At 40.1% G+C, this 26,023-nt stretch carries 28 protein-coding genes and 1 tRNA gene; 11 read left to right on the top strand and 18 right to left on the bottom strand.

Annotation, left to right across the window (positions count from 1 at the left end):
- Positions 1–34 precede the first annotated feature (34 nt).
- The gene (locus tag JWG41_RS07650) at positions 35–787 is read left to right on the top strand and encodes an SDR family NAD(P)-dependent oxidoreductase (RefSeq protein ID WP_205269338.1); all 753 of its coding nucleotides are present in this window, start codon (positions 35–37) and stop codon (positions 785–787) included.
- 1 nt (position 788) lies between these two features.
- Positions 789–2,234: an FAD-binding oxidoreductase gene (locus JWG41_RS07645; protein WP_205269337.1), complete on the top strand. Its 1,446-nt coding sequence runs from the start codon at positions 789–791 to the stop codon at positions 2,232–2,234.
- Between the two features lie 149 nt (positions 2,235–2,383).
- On the opposite strand, the gene JWG41_RS07640 is transcribed toward JWG41_RS07645, so the two are convergent.
- The 7 genes from JWG41_RS07640 to JWG41_RS07610 are packed head-to-tail and all read right to left on the bottom strand — an operon-like array spanning position 2,384 to position 8,644.
- The gene (locus JWG41_RS07640) at positions 2,384–3,520 is read right to left on the bottom strand and encodes an LptF/LptG family permease (RefSeq protein WP_205269336.1); all 1,137 of its coding nucleotides are present in this window, start codon (positions 3,518–3,520) and stop codon (positions 2,384–2,386) included.
- Complete coding sequence (locus JWG41_RS07635; protein ID WP_205269335.1) at positions 3,517–4,800, bottom strand: PP2C family protein-serine/threonine phosphatase; 1,284 nt, start codon at positions 4,798–4,800, stop codon at positions 3,517–3,519. Before JWG41_RS07635 ends, JWG41_RS07640 begins: the two co-directional genes overlap by 4 nt.
- The gene (locus tag JWG41_RS07630) at positions 4,797–5,222 is read right to left on the bottom strand and encodes an acyl-CoA thioesterase (RefSeq protein WP_205269334.1); all 426 of its coding nucleotides are present in this window, start codon (positions 5,220–5,222) and stop codon (positions 4,797–4,799) included. Before JWG41_RS07630 ends, JWG41_RS07635 begins: the two co-directional genes overlap by 4 nt.
- A gap of 6 nt (positions 5,223–5,228) precedes the next feature.
- The gene (pbpC, locus tag JWG41_RS07625; RefSeq protein ID WP_205269333.1) at positions 5,229–7,343 is read right to left on the bottom strand and encodes a penicillin-binding protein 1C; all 2,115 of its coding nucleotides are present in this window, start codon (positions 7,341–7,343) and stop codon (positions 5,229–5,231) included.
- Positions 7,321–7,935 (bottom strand): RsmD family RNA methyltransferase, encoded by a 615-nt coding sequence (locus tag JWG41_RS07620; protein ID WP_205269332.1) that lies wholly within the window; start codon positions 7,933–7,935, stop codon positions 7,321–7,323. Before JWG41_RS07620 ends, pbpC begins: the two co-directional genes overlap by 23 nt.
- A complete protein-coding gene (locus JWG41_RS07615; RefSeq protein WP_205269331.1) occupies positions 7,936–8,463 on the bottom strand; it encodes a tetratricopeptide repeat protein in 528 nt (175 codons plus the stop codon).
- 1 nt (position 8,464) lies between these two features.
- Positions 8,465–8,644 (bottom strand): hypothetical protein, encoded by a 180-nt coding sequence (locus JWG41_RS07610; RefSeq protein ID WP_108959948.1) that lies wholly within the window; start codon positions 8,642–8,644, stop codon positions 8,465–8,467.
- A 157-nt stretch (positions 8,645–8,801) separates the two neighbouring features.
- Between JWG41_RS07610 and JWG41_RS07605 the strand changes: the two genes are divergently transcribed.
- From JWG41_RS07605 to JWG41_RS07585, 5 genes are all read left to right on the top strand, one after another.
- The gene (locus tag JWG41_RS07605; RefSeq protein ID WP_205269484.1) at positions 8,802–9,731 is read left to right on the top strand and encodes a hypothetical protein; all 930 of its coding nucleotides are present in this window, start codon (positions 8,802–8,804) and stop codon (positions 9,729–9,731) included.
- Positions 9,728–10,150, top strand: coding sequence for a hypothetical protein (locus tag JWG41_RS07600; protein WP_205269330.1), 423 nt, complete (start codon positions 9,728–9,730; stop codon positions 10,148–10,150). The genes JWG41_RS07605 and JWG41_RS07600 overlap by 4 nt, the downstream gene beginning before the upstream one ends.
- On the top strand, positions 10,143–10,556 hold the full coding sequence (locus JWG41_RS07595) for a SufE family protein (RefSeq protein WP_205269329.1): 414 nt from the start codon (positions 10,143–10,145) through the stop codon (positions 10,554–10,556). Before JWG41_RS07600 ends, JWG41_RS07595 begins: the two co-directional genes overlap by 8 nt.
- Before the next feature lie 73 nt (positions 10,557–10,629).
- Positions 10,630–11,811: a serine hydrolase domain-containing protein gene (locus JWG41_RS07590; protein ID WP_205269328.1), complete on the top strand. Its 1,182-nt coding sequence runs from the start codon at positions 10,630–10,632 to the stop codon at positions 11,809–11,811.
- Between the two features lie 4 nt (positions 11,812–11,815).
- Positions 11,816–12,127, top strand: coding sequence for a hypothetical protein (locus tag JWG41_RS07585; protein WP_205269327.1), 312 nt, complete (start codon positions 11,816–11,818; stop codon positions 12,125–12,127).
- Positions 12,128–12,130: 3 nt separating this feature from the next.
- Here the strand turns inward: JWG41_RS07585 and JWG41_RS07580 are convergent, their stop codons facing one another.
- The 3 genes from JWG41_RS07580 to JWG41_RS07570 are packed head-to-tail and all read right to left on the bottom strand — an operon-like array spanning position 12,131 to position 15,204.
- A complete protein-coding gene (locus JWG41_RS07580) occupies positions 12,131–13,048 on the bottom strand; it encodes an energy transducer TonB (protein ID WP_205269326.1) in 918 nt (305 codons plus the stop codon).
- On the bottom strand, positions 13,029–14,054 hold the full coding sequence (ruvB, locus tag JWG41_RS07575; protein ID WP_205269325.1) for a Holliday junction branch migration DNA helicase RuvB: 1,026 nt from the start codon (positions 14,052–14,054) through the stop codon (positions 13,029–13,031). Before ruvB ends, JWG41_RS07580 begins: the two co-directional genes overlap by 20 nt.
- Before the next feature lies 1 nt (position 14,055).
- Positions 14,056–15,204, bottom strand: a complete 1,149-nt coding sequence (locus tag JWG41_RS07570; RefSeq protein WP_205269324.1) for a trypsin-like peptidase domain-containing protein — start codon at positions 15,202–15,204, stop codon at positions 14,056–14,058.
- Positions 15,205–15,327: 123 nt separating this feature from the next.
- Here JWG41_RS07570 and JWG41_RS07565 point away from each other — a divergent pair, with 123 nt between their 5' ends.
- Positions 15,328–15,885, top strand: a complete 558-nt coding sequence (locus JWG41_RS07565) for a DJ-1 family glyoxalase III (RefSeq protein ID WP_205269323.1) — start codon at positions 15,328–15,330, stop codon at positions 15,883–15,885.
- Between the two features lie 78 nt (positions 15,886–15,963).
- Here the strand turns inward: JWG41_RS07565 and JWG41_RS07560 are convergent, their stop codons facing one another.
- From JWG41_RS07560 to rpsT, 8 genes are all read right to left on the bottom strand, one after another.
- Positions 15,964–16,320, bottom strand: coding sequence for an STAS domain-containing protein (locus tag JWG41_RS07560; RefSeq protein WP_205269322.1), 357 nt, complete (start codon positions 16,318–16,320; stop codon positions 15,964–15,966).
- 43 nt (positions 16,321–16,363) lie between these two features.
- Positions 16,364–17,965, bottom strand: a complete 1,602-nt coding sequence (locus tag JWG41_RS07555; protein WP_205269321.1) for a carboxyl transferase domain-containing protein — start codon at positions 17,963–17,965, stop codon at positions 16,364–16,366.
- A gap of 1 nt (position 17,966) precedes the next feature.
- Complete coding sequence (locus JWG41_RS07550) at positions 17,967–18,872, bottom strand: alpha/beta fold hydrolase (RefSeq protein ID WP_205269320.1); 906 nt, start codon at positions 18,870–18,872, stop codon at positions 17,967–17,969.
- A 2-nt stretch (positions 18,873–18,874) separates the two neighbouring features.
- A complete protein-coding gene (locus tag JWG41_RS07545) occupies positions 18,875–19,906 on the bottom strand; it encodes a GlmU family protein (RefSeq protein ID WP_205269319.1) in 1,032 nt (343 codons plus the stop codon).
- A 3-nt stretch (positions 19,907–19,909) separates the two neighbouring features.
- A complete protein-coding gene (gene glmS, locus JWG41_RS07540) occupies positions 19,910–21,745 on the bottom strand; it encodes a glutamine--fructose-6-phosphate transaminase (isomerizing) (RefSeq protein WP_205269318.1) in 1,836 nt (611 codons plus the stop codon).
- Entirely contained in the window at positions 21,730–23,106 is a 1,377-nt protein-coding gene (glmM, locus tag JWG41_RS07535; RefSeq protein ID WP_408611746.1) for a phosphoglucosamine mutase, read from the bottom strand. The genes glmS and glmM overlap by 16 nt, the downstream gene beginning before the upstream one ends.
- Positions 23,107–23,211: 105 nt before the next feature.
- Positions 23,212–23,284 (bottom strand) — tRNA-Val (locus tag JWG41_RS07530).
- Positions 23,285–23,387: 103 nt separating this feature from the next.
- Positions 23,388–23,663 carry a 30S ribosomal protein S20 gene (gene rpsT, locus JWG41_RS07525; protein WP_205269317.1) on the bottom strand — a complete coding sequence of 92 codons (276 nt, stop codon included), beginning with the start codon at positions 23,661–23,663 and terminating at the stop codon, positions 23,388–23,390.
- Positions 23,664–23,785: 122 nt separating this feature from the next.
- On the opposite strand from rpsT, the gene JWG41_RS07520 reads away from it, so the two are divergent.
- From JWG41_RS07520 to JWG41_RS07510, 3 genes are read left to right on the top strand one after another with little or no spacing between them, the layout of a single operon-like run.
- Complete coding sequence (locus JWG41_RS07520; protein WP_205269316.1) at positions 23,786–24,070, top strand: hypothetical protein; 285 nt, start codon at positions 23,786–23,788, stop codon at positions 24,068–24,070.
- Complete coding sequence (locus tag JWG41_RS07515; protein WP_205269315.1) at positions 24,067–25,227, top strand: LIC_10450 family protein; 1,161 nt, start codon at positions 24,067–24,069, stop codon at positions 25,225–25,227. The genes JWG41_RS07520 and JWG41_RS07515 overlap by 4 nt, the downstream gene beginning before the upstream one ends.
- A complete protein-coding gene (locus JWG41_RS07510) occupies positions 25,224–26,018 on the top strand; it encodes a hypothetical protein (RefSeq protein WP_205269314.1) in 795 nt (264 codons plus the stop codon). Before JWG41_RS07515 ends, JWG41_RS07510 begins: the two co-directional genes overlap by 4 nt.
- Positions 26,019–26,023 lie beyond the last annotated feature (5 nt).

Raw genomic sequence — 26,023 nt, 5'->3', positions numbered from 1 at the left:
TTGCCAGATTCGATTAAACCAAAAAAACGTAAACATGGGGAAAAAAATAATCATCGTCGGTGCCTCGAGTGGGATCGGAAAAGCCATAGCAGAAGCTGAATTGAACGCAGGGAATTCCGTGGTTCTTTTGGCAAGAAGGGAAAAGTCCCTAGAGTCCATAGCCAAAAAAGCCAATCAAACCAAAGAGAAAAGAGCCTTCCCTTTAGTCTTTGATGTGACAAAGTTTTCCACAGCAGAGAAAACCTTCGGGAAAGCAGTGAGTTTACTCGGCGGATTGGATGAAGTGTACTTTGCCTCTGGAGTTATGCCTGAGATCTCTCCTAATGAGTACAATACGACAAAAGACTTAGAAATGTTAAACGTAAACCTTTTGGGTGCAGTTGCTTTTCTAAATCCTGTGGCTACATATTTTACAAAACAAAAGTCTGGTAAAATTGTAGGAATCTCTTCGATCGCAGGAGAACGAGGTCGTAAAGGGAATCCCGTTTACAATACTTCTAAAGCCGGACTCAATACTTACCTTGAAGCCCTTCGCAATCGATTATCAGAATCCAATGTCCAAGTAACAACCATTAAACCGGGATTCGTCATCACTGAAATGACGAAAGGTTTAAAACTCCCTGAAAAAGGTTTACTAAAAGCAATCACTGCTGAAGAAGCAGCTAATAAAATTCTTAAGATTGTTGCCAGTGGAAAAGACGAAGCATTTGTTCCTGGGATTTGGGCACTCGTTGGCCTTATCATTCGTAACATTCCCAATTTCATTTTTAAAAAACTGAGTATATAACATGGTCGCAAAAAAAACTAAATCCATTCAAGATGTGAAAGTTCCTAAAAAGGAAAAAGTCGAAGCATGGGGAATGAGTTCGTTTTCTCTTTCTTCTATATTTCGTCCAGAAACAGAAGAAGAGATTAAAGAACTCTTTGTTTGGGCAAACCAAACAGGCACCAAAGTTGCGTTACGTGGTGGTGGATGTAGTTATGGAGATGCTTCCACAAATACAGACGGGATTGTTTTGGATTTAACTCACTTCAATAAGGTTTTGGATTTTAATCTAAAAACAGGAGTGATGACAGTCCAATCCGGAGCGCGAATCAAAGACCTTTGGGAAACAGGTATTGAAAATGGATTTTGGCCTCCTGTAGTTTCTGGAACCATGATGCCAACCCTTGGTGGTGCTCTTTCTATGAACATTCATGGAAAAAACAATTTCAAAGTGGGAACCATTGGCGAACATATCAAAGAATTTACATTCCTAACTGCCAAAGGGGATATTTTAGTTTGTTCTCCTAAAAAAAATACAGATCTATTTTATTCTGCAATTTCCGGCTTTGGAATGTTAGGTTGTTTTCTAACAGTACAAATCAAGATGAAACCCATTTATTCTGGAAAAATGAAAATTGATCCAGTGTATGTGAGAAACTTTGATGAACTATTTACTTATTTCGAAGAACATTATAAATCATCCGATTATTTAGTGGGTTGGATTGATGCCTTTGCCTCAGGTGAATCCATGGGTAGAGGCCAAATCCATAAAGCCACAAACTTAAAAGAAGGAGAAGATCCTGATTTTCCTGGTAACTGTTTACTCGAAAGACAACACCTTCCTTCTCGTTTGTTTTATGTGATTCCTAAAAAATGGATGTGGATTCTTATGCGTCCCTTTAGTTTTAATTTAGGAATGCGCCTTGTCAATTTTGCTAAGTGTATTGCAAGTATTCTCGTAAATAACAAAGCCTATTACCAAGGCCATGCGGAGTATGCTTTTCTTTTGGATTATGTACCCAATTGGAAGTTTGTTTACAAACCAGGTGGAATGATCCAATACCAAGTTTTCATTCCAAAAGAAAACGCCAAACAAGCATTCCGTGAAATTTTCACCATTTGCCAAGAACGAGGAATCGTGAATTATCTGTCTGTATTCAAAAAACACAAACCAGATCCATTCCTATTAACTCATGCAGTGGATGGATTTTCTATGGCAATGGACTTCCCTGTTACCAAAGGAAATAGAGATAAACTATGGGCACTTTGTAAAGAGATGGATGAAATTGTTTTAAAACACAAAGGTAGATTCTACTTTGCCAAAGATTCCACTCTTCGCAAACGTGTGATGGAATCCTATTTCCCTAAAGACAATCTAAAAAGATTCTACTCCTTGAAGAAGAAGTATGATCCCAAGGGGATTTTACAAACCGATCTTTACAAACGAGTGTTTTTAACCGAAAATTAAGTCACGGGCAATTTCAAAAGAAAGGATTAAAACTTTCACAATCTTTAAACGAGGAGAAGGATCACTCCTCGTATTTTATCCAACTAAAGTTTTGATAGTATGGTTTCTAAAGTAAAGTTCTAACCCATCATACAGAATACGGAATGAATTTAAATATTCATTCGTCTGTACAAAAGATACGCCGCTGAGGTGAAAATCACAGGTGTCATCCACATACCAATCCAAATTGGCAAGGCGCCGTTTTCGGCCAAAGTTTTAGCAGTCGAATTCAAAATATAATATAACAATACAACGGCAATCGTAAGACCAAGACTTGCCACACCTGCAGAACGTTTGGTGATGGCACCAGCAAGGGCACCCAGAGTCACCACAACAAAAGACATCAGTGGCATAGCAAAAGCCATATGTTGTTGGATGATCACGTTTCGAAAAGGAATTCCTTTGGTGATCCTGGACTGAATCTCATCTGCTAATTCAAAAAAATTCATTTCTTCTGGATTACGAATAGGTTTGGAAAAATAGGCTAAGTCTTCCGGGAAATCATAGGTTTTTTCTGGATATTTAATTCGAGATACGAGTTCTAGATTTTCATTGAACCTGACTTCTTCTGCATCATACAAAACCCAACTGTGAGGGGACGGAATGAATTTTGCTTTTTGTGAAGATACAGTATAAGTGGGATGGCCGTCTGGTGTGATTTCGATGTAGTTGAATCCACCTTTTACAGTGTTATCTTTTTCATCGATCCAATAGACATAATAGAAACCTTTTTTTCCTTTGATATGCAATTGATAGACAAAATCTATCAGTCGGTTGGATCCCTTTGCCATAATACTAAATTCGATCTGTGCCTGTTTGTTGGCCGGAATCACAACTGTTTGCCCAAAGAGAGTCATAACAAGCCAGATAGCGATTCCAAAAAATAAAATGGGTGTGATGATTCGGATAAAAGAAACTCCGGCAACCATCATGGCCACAAGTTCTTTGTTCACACTAAATTGACCGATGACAAAACAAACGGAAAACATAAGTGCCGGAGCTACAACCTGATCCACCATCGATGGCAAAGAATACAATACATGTAAATAGACATGCACTTGGTTTACTTTCGAAGAAACTAAATACTTCATCACGTCTGTGAATTTATAAATCACAATCATGGATGTAAGCATGATGAGAGTACCAAGAAAGGTTTTAAAAAAATCTAAAAATAAATAACGATCTAAAGTACGAAAGGGGATGAACTCTTTTTTGAACCAAAGAAAGGGTGTTAACAACAAATTCATAAAATTTCCAGTAATAACATACTCATATCGTCGGAAATTCGTTTTGCCGAAAATGACATAGAGTCCTCATATAGAGCATTCAAAAATTCTTCACCTTTTTTGTCAGAATGATTTTTTATGGATGTTAGTAAATGTTCGTCTCCATAAATCTCTCCCGCCTCATCAAAAACTTCCAAAATTCCATCCGAATAGAGTAAAATTCGATCCCCTGAGTTGGGAATGAGAGTATAATCTTTGAGATTGGGTTTTAAATAGGACACAATGAGAGTTCCCATCCCTTCTATAAATTTAGGATCTGAACCTTTTTCGATTCGGATAAGAGGGGGATGGCCTGCCACGGAATATCGAATTTCTTTTGTGGATGTATCCACAAACAATACACAAGCACTGATATGATTATTGGGAACTAACTCTTGCAAGTCGGTATGAATTGATTTTAAACAATTAGAAGGTTCGGTTTGATTTCCATGAATTTTAAAAGCAAGAACTGCCATGGCAGAAACCATAGCCGATGCAATTCCATGACCAGAAACATCTGCAAAAAACAGCGCTAACTTTCCATCCTCGCGTTCCAAATAACTAATGGCATCACCACCCACCTGTCCAAAGGATTGAAAAAAAGAATGGAGCCGCACACCTTTTGTTTTGGGCCACTGCGTCGTTACCAAATTGGACTGGGTTTCATTGGCCAGATCCAATTCATTTAACATACGATCTTGAAACCCTTTGAGTTTCGATTCTGAAATGCGAAGTTTTTCCACAGAGCTGAGTCGTATATTGAGTGTTAGATAGGAAACAAGAGCGGGTGTGATGATGGCCGAAAGGTAAAGTGGTAAATCCACTTGTGGTTCTTTTGTATAAAGGCCAATAAAAATTCCGGCGGAAGATACAGTTCCCAAATAAGAAACAAGAGACCTTCTGTCCACAAAACTCACACCTATACAAGAAAGCACTAAAATCATTCCCACAAGATAACCAATGTAAAGGGAGTTCCAATACAGAAGGATAAGAGAATGGGCACTCATGGTGTAGAAGAAAAACAACATGATGTTTTGGATTTGTTTGCGAACCCAATCGGAGAAATAAGTGGCAAAGAAAAATCCCAAGGTAACTGATGCATGTAAAATACGAATCCACTTGGGATCGTACAATCCTAACTCATCAATAGGAGCAAAGATTCCAAAACCGATAAAACTAAAAAATACAACGAGGCAGATTCTGGAAATCTTCATCACCTCATCATCAAGTTTAAATCGTTCTTGAAAGGATTGTTTTATCATACCAAATGGTTGGGTCCAAATTTTGTTTTAAAATGATCTGGAAGGGCCGATGGTTTTTGTAATTCAAAATCGAACCAAACGAAAGCAGCATTCCCAGTCAGAACACATTCCTCGTTTTCATTCCACATAGAACAAATCACAGTAAATGCTCGAGAAGAAATAGAATCCACTTCCAGTGAAATTTCTAAAGTAGCAGGGAAAACCACTTGTTTGCGATAGTCCATATCCAAATGAGTGAGCACAGGCCCAGCCTTGACTGGTTTTACCGGTGAATCCCATAATCCTTCTTTGGTAAAATAATCAGCTCTCGCCGATTCGAAGTATCTAACGTATGTTACATTGTTTACATGCCCGAAAGCATCCATCTCACCCCAAACAACTTGTTGGGTGAATTTATGTTTGTATTTGATTGGTTTTGGCATTGTATGTTACCGAACTTCAAATAAAGAAAGAGATAAAACTTTACCATCTCTATCTTTTACTTGCAAACGATATTCTCCCTTCTTCGGTTCCCAGAGGTAAGGCCCTCCCGCGGAACCAATGTTTTCATCGTTTAAATAATAAGAATACGAAACCTCGTAGGAACTGAAAGTAAAGAGGATTTTTTGACGTCCCAAGGGAATATCAGGATCCAATGCAAAAATACTTCCGCTCACAGGAGTGAGAATTCTCTTCGACTTTGTTTTCTCTACCCCACCGTCTTTAGACAGATGATAACCTGTATCTGTGGAATTTTCAAACTCAGGTTTTTTTAATTTAGAACCTAGGGACTCATGTAAAACATCCATTGTCTCACGCCAAACAGGAGCCGCACCCGTAATCCCGGAAACATCTAACATCGGAGCCCCTGTAGGATTTCCCACCCAAACACCAACTGTATAAAACTCCGAATAACCAATACACCAATTGTCTCTCATGTCTTGGCTTGTTCCTGTTTTGACCGAGGTATAATAAGATGTTGATAAAAAATTATCCCATCCAAACCCAAGAGACCGAGCTTCCCGATCCGCAAGGATTTCCGAAACCAGATAACTTACTTTAGGTGAGAATACTTTTCTTGATGCGATTTCCTTTGTTGTATTTTGAAATCTTAGTTCAGAATACTCACCCCCATTGGCAAGGGTTCGGTAGGCATTGGTGAGTTCTAGTAAACTCATATCTGCAGTCCCTAGTGCCAAGGAAGGTCCGTAAAACTCAGGATACCGAAGGCCGGTGATTCCCAACCTCTCGAGTACAGAAACAAATTCATTGATGTCTAAAAATGACAAAGCACGGATGGCCGGAATGTTGAGTGAAGAGGCCAAACTTTGTCTTACTGTCACATTCCCTTTATAAGATTTATCATAGTTTAACGGTCGATAGATGCCTTGGTAAACAGGAATCCCTACCGGAGAATCAGAAAGAATGGAGTCGGGGTCTAGTTTGTTTTCTTGGAAGTTTTGTGCATACACAAATGGTTTGAGAGTGGATCCCACTTGTCTTTTGCTTCGAATGAGGTCTAGTTTTCCAACAGAACTTTCTTCCCCGATATTAGCAACATAGACAAGAACCTGACCTGTGCGGTTGTCTATGACAATGACAGCTCCATCCTTGACATTTTTTTCTGCCAGAGATTTTACATTTCGTTTGAGAATCTCTTCTACCTTTCTCTGGAAGTTTAAAGATAAGGAAGAGGGAAACGAAGAGTTTAATTTTCCATCTTCTTTTGAAAAATCCAGAAGTGCTTTTGTAAATAACGGAACAAAGGATGGATACTGCGGATAATCTAAATTTCGAAACAAAGATTCTCTCACCAAACGAGAAATGGCGGTACAGTCCTCTACCCCATCCCTTTCCATTTTTAGTAAACAAACACGTCTTTCCACTTTTTCAATCGAACTTTGTGGGGAACGAATGAGAGCAGCAAGCACATAGGTTTCGTTAGGTGTCAATGCCTCAGGTGATTTTCGAAATAATCCCTTACTTGCGGAACTGATTCCTTTCAACTCTCCTCTAAAATAAATCAAGTTGATATAGGCGGTAAAAATTTCTTCCTTCGTCCAAGTATCTTCCAACTCCACAGCTCTTTGGATTTGTTTTAGTTTTTGAAATACTGTTTTACGTTTGGATTCTCTCGGTTGTAATTCCAAATCTAAGAGTGAAACCAGTTGCATGGTAATGGTAGAACCACCACGTAAGGTCGACCCCGTGAGATTTCCTAGGAAGGAGGAAACAAGAGCATTCGAATCCACTCCCCCATGCGAAAAGAACCGTTTGTCTTCTGCATGAACCACCGACTCAATTAAAAATTTAGGAAGTTTGTGATAGTCCGTCCATTCTTCCGATCGGTATGTATTTTGGATTCTATACCTTTGGACAAGTTCGCCACTGCGATCCAATACTTGAATGTCGGAGGGTTTGTAAGTTGATTTTACTTCTTCATAGGTGGGCAAAGCCCAAAGAGAGGATCCTAAAGCGAAGGAATAAATAACAATAGTAGAAATAAAAAGGCGAATGATTCTAAAATCAAAACGGTTTTGTTTACCGAAGAGTGGTCTCGGCATTTTCATAACCTGTTTCGATGATGGAATGGCTCCCATACTCTCTTTGTTTATGAGGAACTGAAGCCCAAATTTTATCAATGGGTTGGTGTTCTGGGATTTGACATAAAATTAGGAAAGGTTTTTTTGTAGAGATACAAAAGTCATACAAATGTTCCAACATTTCTTTCATTCGAGTGGGAGTTTCCGACCAATACGTGTAAGGTGGGTCCAAATAAAAGATATAAGCTTCTTCTTCGCCGATCTCCCACTTTAATGCGTGTTTGGTTGCATCTTTTCGAAACAATTGAACATTACTAAGCCCTCGAAAAAGGGAATGGACTTGCCTAAATCTAGTTTGGTCTAACTCATAAGTCAAAAGTCGTTTGACAGATAGGCTATAGGCTTCGGCAGAAATCTGTCCACTGCCGGAAAAATAATCACAAAACAAAACAGAATCAAAACCGAGACCCCAAGAAAGAAGGCGAGAATCCATAAGAGAGAAGATGGCTTTTTTCATCAGGCTATTCGTAAAATTTAAATGTCCCGATACATCTGGTGGGGATGGGATTTCTTTCCCTTTCCACTTTCCTTGTGATACACGTAGTCCTTTCATTTATTTACCTGAAGATTTAATCTCTTCCAATTGGGATAACACGTGTTTGGAGGGAGAATTAGATTCTATTTCTGCAAAAATTCTTTTGGCTTCCGATTCATTTTTTAAGTCCATAAGGCCAAGACCATACAAAAGTAAGGCATCGTTGTATTTGGGACTTTGTTTCCCCGACTTTTGGAATTCTTTACCCCATTCGATGAGCAAATCGGACTCCCCAAAGACAAGGGATCGTTCCATAAATAGATAAATAGCATTCCAGTAGTGAACCGATGATCTAAAGTTAGGTGGAGCATCTCGAACCACCTTAGTTTTCAGTTGAGACCAATTTTCCTCAGTCGAAACATAGAGGAAAAATATCCTAGGGTCTTTTTCTCCATCGGCTGTGTTCAAATATTGAAGGGAGCCTTTGGATACGGTTGCGTAATTTCCTTTTTTGAATTCTGTGTAGAGGGTCGAAAAACCGGAGGTCTCGCTCCAAAGGAGCGATGGTAGAATCAAAAAACCAAAAATATACTGAAAATAAGTCAAATTACAGTTCGGTGATATTCGCCGATCCGCACATAGGGCAGATCAGTTCCCAAGAATCGAGGTATTCATCCTCCCCTTCGGCTTCCCAACGGTGGTCACAATCCTCACAAGCATACGTTACGACGTCTTCGTTGAGGCTATCTGCATCGAATTCGTCATCATCTAAAAAGTCATCTTCCATACCCTTCTCACTAAATCACAAAGAAAAAGCCGTGTCAAGTGGGGAGGGCAAAAAAAAATGGGAACCAACGATGGCGATTTACTCCCGGTACGAACCGCACAGAAAGAAGAAATCAAAGACCCCGCTATTTCTATTGGTTTTAGCGCTTGGTCTGTCCGTGTTAGGGTTTACCTATAGAAAAGAAATTTATTTTCTTTTTGCAAAAGACCAAAGTGTCAGGGCAGAAAAAACCAAAGAAAAAACGATCGAACTCTGGAAATCGGGAAACCTGAAAGAAAAAGATATCGAAGACTTCCAATCGATCGCCACCACCTATTCCGAAAAGGATCCTACAGATCCCGTTGCCTTCCATTTGATTGCGCGCAGTTTATTTTGGAATTTATATAGAATTGGAATTTATTTTGATCACGACAGTTTGATTTTACATCTCGGTTCAGAATTCCAAGACTTCATTGGAACCTCAGTTCTTGCCGATTCTACTTTGGATTCCATATTTTGGAATGCGAGGACTGCCGAGTCTTTCTCCTCTTCCCCATTTTCTGATTGGGAGAATAACAAAGTTTTATTATTCCTCGGGGAAACACACCGTCATGTCAAAAGACCTCAAGTTCTCATAAGCGAATATGGAAATTTGGATCGTTCTAAACTTTCACCAGAGTTCCAAACGGTTTATATTTGGTTACTCACCTTCAATACCATGTTAGCCGGTGATGCATCAGGCCTTGACAAACTCATCACAATCACAAAAGACCCAAATTATAATGCCGGAATTCAATTCACACCAAGAGAAGAGAATTTTTTACGAGGTCTTGGAAAGTATTATAAAAAAGATTATGTAGGAGCTTTGTCTCTCCTTAGACAAGCCAAGTCCAACAATCCCGATCGGATTACGGAAACTTCTATTATTACGGAAGCCACAATCTTTCACTTACAAAATCTTTCTCAGAAAGGAATTGACCTATTGGAAGAATTTTACCTTTCTTCTGGCAAAAAGAATCCGGAGATTCCTATCCTCATTGCGAAGATGATTGTAGAAAAACCAGGAGCCAAAACCAAACTAGATCTAACACCGGAAAAAAAAGAATGATTGGTTTCAAGTTCCTACTTTCTAGATTTCCATCAAAACAGTTGAAAACAAGTTTTGCGATCGTAAATAAAAGTTTTCTTTTCCTTCTCTTTTCTATTTCCTTTTTCCACTGCGGATTGTTTTACAAGGGAGTTCCTAAGGCTGGTGAATTTTGTTATGTGCTCACCAAACCTCCGGAATGTTTGTATGTAGACTTTGAATCCAAAAAATTAATTTGGAATGATGTCGAATATACTTTGGAAGAAAAACTTCGAATGGATTATTTTTTTAAATCCAATGACGAGTTGTATGAACTCACAGTATCAACTGTAAATCGAGTGGAATTAAAAAATCTTACCACAGCAAACTTTAACAAGTTTTATATGAGAAAAAAAGATAAGTTTGCCGAGATTCCAACTCCGGATGCCAAACATGAGTAAGTCCATTGCGGAAATCCAAAAAGAAATCATAGCAGAATTCTCCGATCTTACTGATTGGGAAGAGAAGTTTCAATATTTGATTGAGTTAGGTGAAGAACTTCCCCCCTATCCCGATGAAAAACGAACAGAAGAATATATAGTCCCCGGTTGCCAATCAAGAGTTTGGGTCGCACCGAAACTAGAAGGTGGACGATTAGAGTTTGATGCCGATAGTGACACTGCCCTCACCAAAGGTCTAATCGCCATCCTCATACGCGTGTTTTCGGGACAATCTCCGAAAGATATAGCGGATGCCTCGCTTGGTTTCATAGAAGAAGTAGGCCTTGCAAAATTTCTTTCGATCTCAAGAAGAAACGGATTATTCTCCATGGTACAAAAACTAAAAGGATACGCAGAAAAAGCTTAATCCCTTTCTTTTTTCCTTTGCAAACGATTAAGACTCGCATAGAATTCTGAAACGAATCTGAATCAGGAATTCTATGAAACAAAGCCTTATCTTCATCCTTTTACTCTTTTGTATCCAATGTGGCAAAGACCTCTCTCCCTTTGGTGGAGAACCAGAAGTCGATACACTAAAGCCTCGGTTGAAACCGGAATGGCCTAGTCCGGACTGGAAAGTTGTATCTCCTGAATCAGTGGGTGTCTCTTCCGCAAAACTTAAGTTAGTAGAAGAGTATGCTTTTACCCGAACAGGTGATGAAACAGATAGAAAAGGAAGACGAACCGATGCCCTCGTCATCTTGAGAAATGGAAAACTCATTTATGAAAAGTATGCAAGAAACTTCGCAGAAGACAAAGTCCATTTAACCTGGTCAGTGTCCAAAAGCATTTTGCAAACCATGTATGGAATCGCTGTCAAAGGGGGGCTTGTTAAATTAGATGATCCTGGTTATTATCATTATGAACCACTGAGTCGCGACGAAGCCCATAAAAAAATTACCATCAGGCACCTTCTCAATATGTCTTCAGGTCTTGCGGCAGAAGAAGGATATGAAAGTGGACCACTCAAATCTTCCGTGATTGCTATGTTGTACACAAGAGGTCGTAAAGATATGGGAAACTTTTGTGCAGGCCTTCCTATCCGTTCGGAACCTGGAACCCAAGTCTATTATTCTAGTTGTGATACCAATATTCTTTCTGCCATTTTGAAAAAAGTATATGGAGCCGAAGAATACGACAAACTTCCTTTCGAGAAGATTTTTAAACCACTGGGAATCACCAATGTAACCTTTGAAAGAGATGGTTCTGGCACTTATATTGGATCTTCGTATTTGTATATGACAGCCCAAGACTTAGCAAAAATCGGATATTTGTATTTAAACGATGGAGTTTGGAACGGCGAACGTCTGTTACCTGAAGGTTGGGTGCAATTTACAAGAACACCTGCTCCTGGGTACAAATCCACTCCTTACTCAGAAGATTTAGCGGAAGACAATTATACGGCCCACTGGTATGCCAATACAGGAGTTCCCGAAAGAGGAATCCACGAACCCTGGCCCGATGCACCCAAAGATACCTTTGCTGGCCTTGGACACTGGGGACAAATGTTGTATGTGATTCCAAGCCTAGACCTCATCATTGTTCGGTTTGGAGATGATCGCGAAAAGGCATTCATCAAAAATGATTTTTTAAAATTAGTGAAAGAGTCGGTAATTCGGTAACCTTATGAAAAGAAAAATCTCTGTTCTCCTTTCTTTATTGTTTTTATTTATTTTGTTTTGGGCACAATGGAACTGGAAACATCTATCTAGTTTTCCATCCATTATCTCTAGTTTTTATTCGAAAGAATATTGTAGTTGTTACTTTGTGATGGAACTTTCGGAAGAACAATGCCATAACTTTGCTCGCCAATGGGTTCCGATCAGTGAATTCAAACTCGATAAGGAAAACAAGTCGGTCACCGTGAAAGGACTTGGGAAGTCCAATACGGCAAAATATCTCTCAAAAGAGTATGGTTGTACTTTAGTGACCGATTAACAACTAACGATAATAACGGATTCCGGGAAAGATGAAGTTGATTCCAAAGATTAATCCTTTGGATTTCACTTCTTCTGGAACCGGACCAAAGTTTTGGCCTCGAATGGAATCCATACAAGCTTGGTCTACCACCACTTGTCCTTGGGAAGAGACCAAACGAACATCCAAAACTTGACCTTGTTCGCTTAACATAAACAGAACCTTGGTTTCCCCTTCTTTGATTCCTTCTCTTGCCACAACACCTGCCATATCACGATAAGCGTAGTTTCCACCACCAGGGGGAGCAAAAGATTCTTCAATTCGTTTCAACATATTCTTAAAATAATAATAACCTGCGAGTTGTTTGGTGGGAATTGTCAAAGCCTTGGCCCCGTCCCATCGAAACAAAAAATCCTGTTGGAATCTATAGTTAAAAGGAATTTTTGTCATCTGCCCCGCACTTGCGGATTGGTTTGAGCTTTCTTCTGAATTCGAATTACTTTTGGGATCTGCTTTAAAAATTCCTACTTCAAAGATTTCTTCTTCTTTGGATTGTTCCGATTTAGGTTGGGCTTTACTGGGAGTGGATGCAGAACTTCCCATGATGAATTCACGAAACTGTGTGAGGGTATGAAATCCTTGTTTTTCTGTAAGACCACCGCCACCCGATGAATCTTTGTTAGAGAGGGCTTTGTATTCATCTTTTTTGTCTGGATTGATGAACTGTTGTTCGACGAGGACTTCGTAAATTTTTTCTTGTTCTTTGGGCCCCATCATCTCGGCAGCTTGTTCTTCTGCCAACATCTTCCAGAGCATATTGCGAGTGATGAGATGAGCGAGAACTAATGAGGATATGAGGATGACGAAGGTGAAGGCAAAGAAAAATCTGCGTTCCCCTTCTTCCTTTTCAGGCAATCGGAAATCAAAAGAGAGTTGGGCCATTTTCGCGATTTTCCCCGATATTTCCAGTATACACAATTCCCAAATGTTCGTAAGCCTTTTTCGTAGCCACCCGACCTTGTGGTGTGCGGTCCACAAGCCCCACTCGCACCAAAAAAGGTTCATAAGTGTCTTCAATGGTGCGTTCCTCTTCTCCGAGGACCACAGCAATGGGTTTGATTCCGACAGGCCCACCACCATAACGATTGATGAGGATGTCCAAAATTTGGCGGTCCACAACATCGAGGCCCAAATGGTCCACACCCATCCGGTCAAAAGCAAAACGACAAGTATCTAAACTAACAGATGTTTCATTTCGAACTTCAGCAAAATCACGAACTCGTTTTAAAAGATGGTTGGCAATCCTTGGAGTTTTGCGGCTTCGTTTTCCAATCTCAAAAGCAACCCCTTCCCCAAGATTGACTCCGAGAAGTTTTGCTGAACGATCCACAATGATTTGCATTTCCCCATCTGTATAAAAATCAAGTTTCAGATGGATTCCAAACCGTGACTTTAAGGGTTCGCTGACAAGCCCCGACCGAGTGGTGGCACCGACAAGAGTAAAGGGCTGAAGTTGGATCTGGAGGGCATTGGCGGTGACTCCTTCGCCGACCACAAGGTCCACAAAGAAGTTCTCCATTGCCGGATACAAAAGCTCTTCTTGTTTTTTGATAAAGCCGTGGATCTCGTCGATGAATAGGACTTCGTTAGTTTTAAGAAGGGTGAGAAAACGTACCAAGTCCGCGCCCTTAGAGATGGCCGGGGCGGAAGTGGGGGTGAAGGCCACTGCCAATTCATTGGCGATGATATTGGCCAGTGTGGTTTTGCCAAGGCCGGGAGGGCCTGAAATTAAAACATGGTCGAGGGGGCTTTTCCGTTTGCGAGCCGCCTCCACGTAAACCGAGAGATTGGCCAAAACCTCTTTTTGTCCGATGAATTCGGATAATTTTGTGGGGCGAAGGCTAGGTTCATCTTCGCCCGGTTGGATCCAATCTTCTCTTAAACTCACCTCAATTGGGTTTCTTCTCTGGAGTGATGGAAGTCAAGATTTCATTTTTATTTCGAATGATTTTTAACTCAATCCGTTTGCCAATTTGAGAACTAAGCACATTGCCAACTAGTTCCTCTGGAGTGCGCACCGGTTTTCCATCAATTTCGATGATGATATCATTGAGTTTCAAACTTGCCTTATCGGCCGGAGACCCTTTTACAATTTGACGAACGATGGCACCTTTATTGTCTTTTAATTGGAATTGTCTGATATCTTCTTCTACGATGTTATCCACACCAGCTCCAATCCATGCTCTTGAGACTTTACCGTGAGTTTTGATCTCTTCCGCAACACGTCTTGCTTCATTGATAGGAATCGCAAACCCAATTCCTTCGGAACCTCCGGATTGACTGACAATCATACGGTTAATGCCAATCACTTCTCCACGAATGTTAAGGAGAGGTCCCCCACTGTTTCCTTGATTGATGGCCGCATCTGTTTGAATGTATGATAAACCAGAAGTATCAAGCCCACCACGTTGGATGGCAGAAACCACACCCACAGTAAACGATTGTTCTAATCCAAGAGGAGCTCCAATGGCAATGGCCCAGTTTCCCACTCGAACCTTACTCGAATCTCCAATCAAACTCGGAATGAGAATTCCTTTGGGTGCACTGATTTTTAATAAGGCGATGTCAGCAGTGGAATCAGAACCAATGAGTTTGGCTTCGAATTCTTTTTTGTCTTTCAACTTAACTGTAAACTTGTCCATGTTTTGAATCACATGGTGGTTCGTCATAATGTAACCTTCGTCGTTTAACAAAATTCCAGAACCTAATCCGGAAAGTTTTTGTTGGCGTGTACTTTTTCTTGGGTCTTGTCTTCCAAAAAAATATTCAAATGGATGGAGTGGCACATTTACTGTCCCTTCCGTGGCAATGGAAACCACACTGGGAGACACTTTATCAAACACTTCTTGGAAGGCATCTTCCAAAGCCACAGCTTGGGTTTGGGCCGGGGATAATTTATCACCACCATCTGCTTTGAGTTGCAGAGGATTTTCGGATGAATTTCCACAAGTTAGAATGGGAGACAAAAAAGTTCCCAAAAGTAAAAAACTAAAAGCAATCGCAAGGTAACGTAAAGGATTCGTTTTTTTATCAATCATAGACAATTAACCATCTCTCCTACAGTATAAGACCCCAAAAGTTCCGGGAAAGTTCTCATTTCTTGAGATCGTTTTTTTACAAAAAAACTTGAACATTTTGTTCCAAACCAAACTAGTCTTAGTATGGCAAAACGAGTTTTTATTCCACTCTGCACCGGTTTCGAAGAAATGGAAGCCATCATCCTCATCGATGTTTTGAGAAGAGGAAATGTCGAAGTGATCTCCGGTGGAAAAACCAAAGATCCCATCCTTGCTGCAAGAAAAACCCTCCACTTGGCCGACAAAGTTTTTTCTGAAATCAAACCAACTGAGTTTGATGCCATCCTACTTCCTGGAGGCCTCGAAGGGAGTAAACAACTCATGAATGATCCAGAGATTAGTAAAATTCTAAACTCCTTTCAATCAGAGAAAAAACTCATTGGTGCCATCTGTGCTGCCCCAAATGTATTACGAAACTTAGACATCATTACAGGAGAAGATCCTTTTACCGCATTTCCTACTTCCTTAGATTTAGCCAAAGAAAAAGGGGGAAAGTATTTAACCCAAAGGATAGTAGCGCATAACCATGTCCATACGAGTGTGGGTCCTGGATCTGCTTTTGAGTTTGCTTTGTATATTTTGGAGATATTGGAAGGAAAAGAAGTGATGGAAACGGTGAAGGCTGGGTTACAACTGACTTAAGTTCGGTAATTTGTTTACGGTGGTGGCCGACCAATTCGGCATAAGAATTCTCTGCGGCAATACCACACAAAACTTTAGTTATTCGGCGGATTCTCTTTCTTTTACTAGGGAGAGGACAGCGTTTTCTTCGGTATCAAATACTTCTAAGTGGCTTTCCATTCCCGTGAGTTTGAATACCTTTGCCACAGATCCGTGAACACTACAGACCTTTAGGTTTCCATGGTATTTTTTTAGTTTGTACATGGCAGTCACCAAAGTTCCAATCCCAGAACTGTCCATAAAAGGAACTTTTTCTAGATTCACAACAATCTCATAGATGTGTTTGCGCATTTTGTCATCCAGAATGTCTTTCAATTCTTTTGCATTGTACAAATCAACCTCGCCTTCAATGGATATGATTGCAACTTGATTCGATGACTTCTCGAGGATTACCATTTGTAGTTAGTTTGCATCCCAAAAGGAAATGAAAAGACAAAAATTACATTCGAAAGACACCGAATGGCTTTCTTTCTTCTTTCCTTTGACTGAGAATCGACAAGGCCCTTCCTAAAACTTTCCTTGTATCGGCAGGGTCAATGATCCCATCATCCCAAAGCCGAGCCGAACTATATACTGCCGATGACTTCTTTTCATAATCATCTAATATTGGTTTTTTAAAAACGGCTTCTTCGTCTGCAGAGACCTTCTCTCCCGCCGCTTCCTTTTGGTCTTTTTTCACAGTCCAAAGAACATTGGCCGCTTGTTCTCCCCCCATAACGGAGATCCGAGCATTGGGCCACATCCATAAAAATTCTGGAGCAAAGGCACGACCACACATTCCATAATTTCCCGCACCATAAGAACCACCAGTAACAATAGTTAGCTTAGGAACAGAGGTTGTTGAAACCGCATTTACCATCTTGGCTCCGTCACGAGCAATCCCATTGTTTTCGTATTTTTTTCCCACCATAAACCCTGTTATGTTTTGCAGGAACAAAAGTGGAATTCTTCTTTGGTCACAAAGTTCGATAAAATGAGAAGCTTTCAGTGCGGACTCGGAAAACAAAACTCCGTGGTTTGCAATGATTCCCACGGGATATCCATACACTTCCGCAAATCCAGTCACAATGGTTGTGGCATATAATCTTTTGAATTCATGAAACCTAGAACCATCTACAATCCTTGCGATGATTTCTCTCGGATCATAAGATTTACGGGAATCACGTTCAATGATTCCGTAAATTTCTTCCACAGGATACAAGGGTTCTTCTGTTTCTTTGGGAAGGGTTTCTTTTTTTGAATTTAGGTTTTTCACAATCGAACGAGTGATCGAAAGGGCATGAAAATCATCTTCTGCATAATGGTCAGTCACTCCAGAAACACGGCAATGGACATCAGCCCCACCTAATTCTTCACCGGTGACTATCTCACCCGTCGCTGCTTTTACCAGTGGTGGCCCACCCAGAAAGATGGTTCCATTTCCTTTGACTATGACGGATTCATCAGACATCGCAGGAATATAAGCACCACCGGCCGTACATGATCCCATAACGACCGCTATCTGGGAAATTCCTTTGGCACTCATTCGTGCTTGGTTGAAAAAAATACGTCCGAAGTGATCTTTATCAGGAAACACTTCGTCCTGCATGGGTAAAAAGGCGCCACCGGAATCTACTAAATAAACACAAGGAAGGGAATTGTTTTCTGCAACTTCTTGCGCACGAACATGTTTTTTTACAGTGAGTGGATAGTAGGTTCCGCCTTTGACTGTGGCATCATTGGCAACAATCATACAGTCCACACCTTCCACCTTTCCAATACCTGTGATGATTCCAGCAGAAGGAACCGGATCAGGATAAACACCTTCTCCTGCCAGACCACAAATCTCCATAAATTCAGTTCCCGCATCGATGAGTTCAGCAATCCGTTCCCTTGCCGTAAGTTTCCCTCGCGATTTATGTTTTTCGAGGGCTTTCTTTCCACCACCTAACTTCATTTGTTCGATGGTTTTACGAATGGGGACTATGGTTTCTAAATACGCCGTACGATTGGCAACAAATTCGGATGTATTCGGGTTCGCCTTGGAGATGATTCTTTCCATATCAATCCTTGTTCTGTTTATTAAAATGAAAGGTTTTTGTTTTTTTATGTGAGAAGGAATCTACAAAGTAGTGGAGTTTTTCATAAACAACTTCTGGGCATTCTTCCATAGGAAGGTGTTTGGAGGGAAGGATCACAAGGCTACTTGTACGAAGAGTTTCCTTCATGTATTCTGTTTGGTTTGGAGAAATACGAAAGTCTTCATCACCTAAATAAATTTGACGAAGGCCTACAAAGTTTTTGGCACCTTCTTCGATTTCACGAAGGGCGTGAGTGGAACGATCCACGTTACGAACAAACTCCAAAGTGTTTTTACGAGCCTTACCTTCAAATAACAAATGATACATGGTCTTTTCCCATTCATAAGTTAGGTGGTGTGTTTTTTTGACTAAAAACAATTTAAAAAACAAACGAAGGAGTGGTGGACGAAACAAAAAGGAAAACACTTCTCCAATCAGCGGCAAACGTAGGAAATGTAAGGGGAAATAAAATCGAAATTTTGGTAACTTCATAAATCCACCCAAAATGGATAAGGATTTATATTGTGTGGCATGTTCTTTAAAAGTAAAACAAAGGATAGGAAGGGCATAATCAAATGCCACCACATGAACTTTTTTATCTCCCACTACCTTCTCTAAAAAGGGAGCTAGGTAATGGGCCTGGAGCCTGTGAGACAGGGGACCATCGGGTCTTGTGCTAAACCCAGTCCCCAAAAAATCAAGGGCAATCACTCTGTAATGTGTGGATAGTAAATTTACCAATTTACGATAGTTATACGATGTCGTTAAAAAACCAGGAAGGAGAAGGATGATCTCTTCCCCTTTTCCTTCATCTAGATAGAAAAAACGTAAGTCGTCAATTTCTACTGTTTTACCAGAGTTGATATGTTCTAACAAACTGGGTGTCATGTTTACTCCGTAAGACTTCCGTATAATTTTCTTAAATACTCATCTTCAAAATCAAAAAGGTTCATTCCACGACGGGCCATGATTTTTTTTGTATCAAAGAGAAACTCTTCTAAGCGGTAGCGACCACCTGGTTTGATCCAAGTGAAGGCAGGCACATAGCCTTGGATTCTGGATTCAACGATATTACTGGCAATATCAAATACGGTTCCTGTATTCGACATCACACCAATGGCAAGTTTTGTAAAAGGACCAATGAGGGATCCAAACTTAATGGTTCCTGTATTCACGGTCGCATCACCTATCTTTAGTTTCACGATTCCGTAATTGTTTTTTAAATCGCTGGTTGTCGACAGAGCACCTAAGTTCACCCAAGTGGATACAAAACTATGCCCGAGGAAACCTTCATGGTGTTTGTTGGTATAATCCAAAATGATGGAGTTCTCAACTTCCCCACCAATCCGGCACTGGTTTCCAATGAGACATCCTCCCGTGATTCGAGCATTGTCGATTTGGGTATTTTTTCCGACAAAGAGAGGGCCTTCTAAAAAACTAAAGGAAGAAATTTTGGCACCATCTTCAATGAGAATGGGACCATCCGTAGTATCAAAAACAACACCTGGATACACAGTCGCTTGTGGATGGATATAAAGGTGTTTTTCCTTTCCTATGATATGAAATCCCGATTGTTTTGCTTTGTACTTTTGGCGAAACCGTTTCCAATCTTTTTCTAAAGTGAGCGTGTCTTCAATGATAGAAGTCACAGTTCCCAGTAGTTCCCAAGGTAAGTACGAATCGGAACTAAAAATAGAATCATAAGATTCCAAGGTCGCCGGTAAAACATGTGGGTATCTATGAAAGATCAGTTTTTCAAATGTTGAATCCGGGCCTTTGTAAAATATCTTAGCCCCTGGGTATTTACGTTCTAGTTTTTCGAGTAATGTGATCCCACCTAGATTCCATTCAAAAAAAGAATGAAACCTAGATAGGGTCGTGAGAGACGGATTTCTATTCGAATCGTCAAGTAAAAGGTTCACTGTTTACTCCACAGTTACAGATTTCGCTAAGTTTCTCGGTTGGTCCACATTACATCCCCTAAGGATTGCTATATGGTAGGATAAAAGTTGTAAAGGAATCACGGCAAGTAGTGGAACCAGTGCATCTGCCGTTTTTGGAATTTCAAATGTAAAATCAGCCATAGCTTTTATATCTGTATCCCCTTCTGTGACGATGGCGATCACTTTTCCTTTCCTTGCTTTTACTTCTTGGATGTTAGAAATGACTTTTTCATAAGATCCATCTTTTGTGGCAATAAACACAACAGGCATATCTTCATCAATCAGAGCAATTGGCCCATGTTTCATTTCTGCCGCTGGATATCCTTCCGCATGGATGTATGAAATTTCTTTTAACTTCAAAGCCCCTTCCAAGGCAACAGGGAAGTTAAACCCACGACCCAAATAAAGGAAGTTAGATGCTCGATAGAAGTTTTCTGCTATTTTTAAGATGGCATCATCTTTGGTTAGAATTTTTGCCACTTTATCGGGAATGGAATCCAATTCGAGAAGAAGTGTTTGGTAGTCCGACAAAGAGATGGATCCTTTTTTAAGACCTAAATACAAAGCCATCATCGTAAGGATACTCACTTGTGATGTGAAAGCTTTGGTAGATGCCACACCAATCTCAGGACCTGCATGGAGATAAGCTCCTGCATGAGAAGCACGAGCAATCGAAGAACCCACAACATTACAAACACCAAAAATCAAAGCACCTTTGGACTTTGCGAGTTCTATGGCAGCAAGAGTGTCCGCGGTTTCTCCCGATTGAGACACAGCAATGATGACATCTCTTTCTGTGACGATCGGATTGCGATAACGAAACTCGGATGCATATTCCACTTCGGTAGGAATTCGAGCGAGATCTTCAAATAGATATTCACCAATAAGGCCTGCGTGCCAAGACGTTCCGCAACCCACAAGGATCAAACGATCCGCATTCAAAAAACGATTGAGGTATTGGTCAATTCCACTAAGGAATAGATGGTGTTCTCTGGAAACCAAACGACCACGCATAGAATCACGAATGGACTTTGGTTGTTCAAAGATTTCTTTTAACATAAAGTGTGGGTAACCACCCTTTTCGATGTCTTCCAAATCCAATTCCAATTTTTGAATGAAAGGAGTTTTAGTTACATTTTCCAAGTTTTTGACTACAAGACTTCCGTCTTTGATGATGGCCATTTCTTGGTCATTCAGGTAAGTTACATTGTTCGTATACTCAATGATAGGTGTTGCGTCAGAAGCAACAAAGTATTCATCTTCACCAATCCCAATCACAAGAGGAGAACCCTTTCTTGCTGCAATCATCATCCTTTCATTTTCTTTAGAAAGAATCACGATGGCATAAGCACCCACCACTTCATTCAAAGCGAGACGAACTGCTTCTTCAATAGAACAATTATTTTGTTTTTTGATTTCTTCGATTAAATGGATAAGAACTTCTGAATCAGTATCTGATTTGAATGTATGACCATTCGCCTCTAGTTCTTTTTTAATAGAACCATAGTTTTCAATGATCCCATTATGGATGATTGCGAGTTTTCCATCAGAACTTGTATGTGGGTGGGCATTGCGGTCATTGGGTTCCCCGTGAGTGGCCCAACGAGTGTGTCCAATCCCAAGTGTCGCCACTAATTTACGATCACCGATTTCATTTTCTAAATCAGCGACCTTTCCCTTCTTTTTAACAATATCCAATCCACCGTTTAACAAAGCTACACCGGCACTGTCATATCCACGATATTCCAGTCGTTTGAGACCTTTGATGATGAGAGGGAGTGCCTCTCTTTTTCCTAAATAACCTACGATTCCACACATTGTTGTACCCTCTTTAAGGTAGTTTCCAAATCAGATTTGGATTTAGTTTCAGTAATGACACGAAAGATTGGCTCTGTATTGGAAGGACGTATATGGATCCAAGAATCCGAAACATACATCCATAGTCCGTCTTTCTCTGAAATCACTTTCGGAGAAAACTCTGACTTAAATTTTTCATAAAGACTTTCTAAAGACATTCCCTTCGCCAAAGGAAAGGACTTTTTGTCCATATAAAGGGATGGCAATTCATCCAAAAGGGTATCGATGGATTTACCAGTTTCTGCCATAAGGTTTAGGATATGAGCGATACCGGACAAAGTGTCCCGACCAAAAGAAGGAATGGTGGGATCAATCACACCACCGTTTCCTTCCCCACCAAACACTGCCTTGGTTTTAATCATTTCTTCGACGACATTGGCCTCACCCACTTTGCTGCGAATGACTTCTGCACCAAACCGAGATCCAACCTCTTCATTTAAAAAAGATGTAGAAAGATTCACAACAACCTTGGACTTTTTCTTTGCTGAAGACAAAACATTGGTAAGTGCCAATGGCAAAGTGTATTCTTCTGAAACAGCACCCCGTTTCGGAGAAAATAAAACGAGTCTGTCCGCATCGGGATCCAAAGCAAAACCAATCTCAGCTTTGGATTTTTTAAAATAAGGTTCTACTGATTTCAAAGCAGCGGCCGTAGGTTCTGGAGGCCTTGGAAAAGTTCCATCTGGATTGCAGTTATGAGCAACGACTTTACAACCTAACATCTGTAAAAACTTAGGAACCACATAAGAACCAGCACCGCCAACGGCATCGACAAAGACGGTGAATTTTTTCTTTTTGATTTTGGCGACATTCACTCGCTTCAAAACAGAAGATAAATGGAGATCAATATAATCTTCACCAGAATCAATATATCCTTTTGGTGAAATTTGTTCTTTGGGATAAGAGCCGTTTTGAATGATAGAAAGAAGTTTACTGTTTTCCTCTGCCGAAAAGAAAAACCCTTTTTTCGAAATGAATTTAAATGCATTCCAATCCATAGGATTGTGAGAAGCGGAGATCATAATTCCGCCATTGGCTTTGGAAAGATTCACAACCGCTTTAGTGGTCGGTGTAGGAACAAGACCTAATGTTAAAACAGAATTTCCGGAAGCTAACAATGCAGAGGTGAGAAGTGATTCTAAATACGGGCCACTTGGTCTTGAGTCTCGACCAATTACGGCCGTTCCCCCATTCATCATAAAAGCAAATGATTTTGAAAATGCCAAAGCTTCTTCTAAACCAAACCCTTGTCCAATTTTACCCCGAACACCGGAGATAGAAATCATTAGGGAGGACAGATCATACTCTTTCGTAAATCGCATACAATACTATCAAGGCTCGCGGATTCCCACTGCAAGTCTATCTTTTTGCTTTTTAGAATGTGTCAGCGAAGTGGAATAAAAGTGAAGATAAAAAGAAAAACGGTTTGGGCGATGACAGGATTGAACTGCCGACCCGCTGCTTGTAAGGCAGCTGCTCTCCCAGCTGAGCTAATCGCCCGTTGTTATGACCAGTGAACCGGAGTGGAGATTTTTGTAAATAAGATTTAGAAATAAAAAAGGCCACCATTGGTGGCCTCATTCCTTCTAGCTAAAAGCAAATGTTAGGCGGCTTTTGCCCCGATGGAGTTGATACGAAGTGCCATACGTGATTTTTTACGATCCGCATTTTTCTTATGAATGAGTTTTGTTTTTGCAGCTCTGTCCAATTTGGAAGCAAGTTTTGAGAATACAGTGAGTGCTTCTGTTTTGTCTCCAGATTTAATTGCTTTGATGAGAAGGCGAGCATAAGTACGCAATTCAGTGCGGTCCTCACCATTTCGTGCTTTTCTACGAGCGGTTCTGCGAATGTCTTTTTTAGATGATTTTAAATTAGCCAAGGAATGTCCCCTACGAGGAATTTTTACTTATCTTTTGAGTACCACTCTGCCGGTCAAGGCGAAAGAGAAAAAAACAGGAACCAAATCCAGTGACCGGAAACCCATTTTCTTAGGAGAAACCCATGTTCCCCATTCTCATTTGGATCGATTCCGAACTTTATGAAATCCTAAAACAAAGAAATTTGGATCTAGGTCTTGTCACGAAAATGGCTATATTGTCCTTAAAAGTAGAGGGAATGGAACCAGGAAGCTTTGAAAAACGAGAATCAGGTCATTATCAACGAATGGAACTGAGTCGGTACGATTTTTTTACCTTAACTTTGATTTCTCGGGAGAAGGAAGTTGACCCGAACGTATTACTCTCGTATGCTTTCACAGAAGCTTTGTTGGAAATTTTACGACTGTGACTCCTGAAAAATCAAAATACCACTATATAAAAATTGATTCCATTTCAGAAATTGATCCCATTAAATTATCAATTTCCCAAATCCAACAAAGATATATTGATAAAGATAACAACCGTTATGCTCTCCGTTTTAATAAAGAAACTCGTAGAATTGAGATTTTAAAACTAATTGGCAACCATTTTGAAGTGGTTCCGCCGTCTCCCGCGTTAGCAAAGGAAACTCCAATTCCTTCGGCAAATCCAAACCCATCAATCAGTCCTACTTCCACACAGACAAACCCTCAACCGACAACTCAAATCTCGGAAAGTCTAAAATCAAATCCCATCTTAGGCAAGTTAGTGGGAACGCAAAGCCCAACACAACCGAATCCAACGGAAAGACCTCTGGAAACTCAAAAAGAAAGACAAAGCGCTCTGCCAGAAGAAAATCTAATGCGAGAAGATGTGGATTTAGATATATTTGATGGAGAAACACCACCACCTCTTCAGCCAATCAAACAACCACTTTCCCATGAAGGCCTTCTCAACACTCCGGATTTACCGAGTCCGAAAGAGGCCGAAGAAATAGAGAAGGCGGAACCCAACTTGCAAGTAGGGTCAGACTCGGAAGAAAAAACGGCATACCAGAGTATTGAGGACTTTCTCAAATTATTAGCCACTTATAAAGAACGAATCACTGCCATCATTCGCAACTTACAATCCTCCAGAATCTTTGAACTGACAGGGGATCCTTCGGAAAATAAAAACATCGTTGGAAACTTTGCCAGAGAAATGGAAGCAACCGTGTTTGAAGGTATTGATAAAATGGTCGACCTTCATAAAGAAATGACATCATATCCTCGTCCAATTACTTATTATATCTCGAAAGCACCTGCAGAAAAAAGGGAAGAAATGAAATTTATTGAATCGGATAAGGAAAAATTGCACAGACTCCATCTGTTTGAAATGCAAAGACATTCCGATACAATAGTAAAAGAACTCAAAAAACAAAGTTTGCAATTATTGAATATTTTGAATCTGAAAAATGAAATTCAGGTCAAACAATTACAATATGCAAATCAGTTAATGTATGTTGATGCCAAAAATGCATCCCTTTATTTTGCACAAGATTTGGATAAAACCATACTTGATATAGAAAACTGGAAACAATCGAAATGAAAGAACTGTCGGAAGCAGAAACAAAAGCAATATTAGAAAAAATCAGATCGGAATACCAAGAACACGGAAAATTGAATCCCAAAGCCTTTGATCAAACAGGATTCGAACAAAGATATTTACAAGTTCTCAAACTTCGTGGAAACATCACAAAGTTTCTAACCGAAGAAGTCACCTTCCTCGAACAATTAAAATCTAAATTCCAAGAACTGGCTGCGAAAAAAGAAGCCGCCAAAGCACAAACGCTAAATCGGATTATGGATGAGTCCATTGAGAAGTTAGCCAATTATAAGAAGGTGGATTTTCATCCACTCGCAAAAGTAGAAACAAGGTATTTCTACGGTGCTATGTTGGATTTTACGGAAATAGAACTTCCTGTACTTATTTATATCTTCAAAGGAACCCCTGAGTATTCTTTTTTACAAGATGCTGTTTTGCAGGTGGAACGAATTGGAATGACAAGACGTGGTCTTCCTTCGATGAAGATGCAAGAGTTTATCAAAACCTTACTCGATGCCAATGGTAACAATATTGTGATTGAGAAAGCCTCCCAAAACCTTTTGAAAGATGGATGTATTGCCTTACGAAATATTACTGTGGCTGTCCAAGATTTGGTCAGTAAAAACAGAATCAATCCTGATATGATTGTCCAAGTCAATGATAAGGACTATCCGAATGCGTTTAATGCCTTTAACGGTAAAAAATTTGGAGAAAGCCTCACTCGAATTACTGAACGCTGCAAACAAATCATACAAGATTTTCGAATGAATGCGTTGATGAATATGGAAGGTTAATTCTA

It is taken from the genome of Leptospira chreensis (assembly GCF_016919165.1).
GTDB classification, from domain to species: Bacteria; Spirochaetota; Leptospiria; order Leptospirales; family Leptospiraceae; genus Leptospira_A; species Leptospira_A chreensis.
Note: the sequence above shows the minus strand (reverse complement) of the source record. Positions and strands in the feature narration are given on the sequence as shown.

Excerpts from the sequence above, each read along its gene's own strand:
- glmS (WP_205269318.1), bottom strand. The coding sequence starts at position 21,745 with ATGTGTGGAATCGTAGGTTATTTAGGAAAAAGAGAGGCACTCCCTCTC.
- JWG41_RS07560 (WP_205269322.1), bottom strand. The coding sequence starts at position 16,320 with ATGGTAATCCTCGAGAAGTCATCGAATCAAGTTGCAATCATATCCATT.
- JWG41_RS07630 (WP_205269334.1), bottom strand. The coding sequence starts at position 5,222 with ATGCCAAAACCAATCAAATACAAACATAAATTCACCCAACAAGTTGTT.
- JWG41_RS07570 (WP_205269324.1), bottom strand. The coding sequence starts at position 15,204 with ATGATTGATAAAAAAACGAATCCTTTACGTTACCTTGCGATTGCTTTT.
- JWG41_RS07635 (WP_205269335.1), bottom strand. The coding sequence starts at position 4,800 with ATGATAAAACAATCCTTTCAAGAACGATTTAAACTTGATGATGAGGTG.
- JWG41_RS07645 (WP_205269337.1), top strand. The coding sequence starts at position 789 with ATGGTCGCAAAAAAAACTAAATCCATTCAAGATGTGAAAGTTCCTAAA.
- JWG41_RS07520 (WP_205269316.1), top strand. The coding sequence starts at position 23,786 with ATGTTCCCCATTCTCATTTGGATCGATTCCGAACTTTATGAAATCCTA.
- JWG41_RS07510 (WP_205269314.1), top strand. The coding sequence starts at position 25,224 with ATGAAAGAACTGTCGGAAGCAGAAACAAAAGCAATATTAGAAAAAATC.
- JWG41_RS07555 (WP_205269321.1), bottom strand. The coding sequence starts at position 17,965 with ATGGAAAGAATCATCTCCAAGGCGAACCCGAATACATCCGAATTTGTT.
- JWG41_RS07590 (WP_205269328.1), top strand. The coding sequence starts at position 10,630 with ATGAAACAAAGCCTTATCTTCATCCTTTTACTCTTTTGTATCCAATGT.
- JWG41_RS07565 (WP_205269323.1), top strand. The coding sequence starts at position 15,328 with ATGGCAAAACGAGTTTTTATTCCACTCTGCACCGGTTTCGAAGAAATG.
- glmM (WP_408611746.1), bottom strand. The coding sequence starts at position 23,106 with ATGCGATTTACGAAAGAGTATGATCTGTCCTCCCTAATGATTTCTATC.
- JWG41_RS07585 (WP_205269327.1), top strand. The coding sequence starts at position 11,816 with ATGAAAAGAAAAATCTCTGTTCTCCTTTCTTTATTGTTTTTATTTATT.
- pbpC (WP_205269333.1), bottom strand. The coding sequence starts at position 7,343 with ATGCCGAGACCACTCTTCGGTAAACAAAACCGTTTTGATTTTAGAATC.
- JWG41_RS07600 (WP_205269330.1), top strand. The coding sequence starts at position 9,728 with ATGATTGGTTTCAAGTTCCTACTTTCTAGATTTCCATCAAAACAGTTG.
- JWG41_RS07580 (WP_205269326.1), bottom strand. The coding sequence starts at position 13,048 with ATGGCCCAACTCTCTTTTGATTTCCGATTGCCTGAAAAGGAAGAAGGG.
- JWG41_RS07650 (WP_205269338.1), top strand. The coding sequence starts at position 35 with ATGGGGAAAAAAATAATCATCGTCGGTGCCTCGAGTGGGATCGGAAAA.
- JWG41_RS07620 (WP_205269332.1), bottom strand. The coding sequence starts at position 7,935 with ATGAAAGGACTACGTGTATCACAAGGAAAGTGGAAAGGGAAAGAAATC.
- JWG41_RS07550 (WP_205269320.1), bottom strand. The coding sequence starts at position 18,872 with ATGACACCCAGTTTGTTAGAACATATCAACTCTGGTAAAACAGTAGAA.
- JWG41_RS07595 (WP_205269329.1), top strand. The coding sequence starts at position 10,143 with ATGAGTAAGTCCATTGCGGAAATCCAAAAAGAAATCATAGCAGAATTC.
- JWG41_RS07610 (WP_108959948.1), bottom strand. The coding sequence starts at position 8,644 with ATGGAAGATGACTTTTTAGATGATGACGAATTCGATGCAGATAGCCTC.
- JWG41_RS07640 (WP_205269336.1), bottom strand. The coding sequence starts at position 3,520 with ATGAATTTGTTGTTAACACCCTTTCTTTGGTTCAAAAAAGAGTTCATC.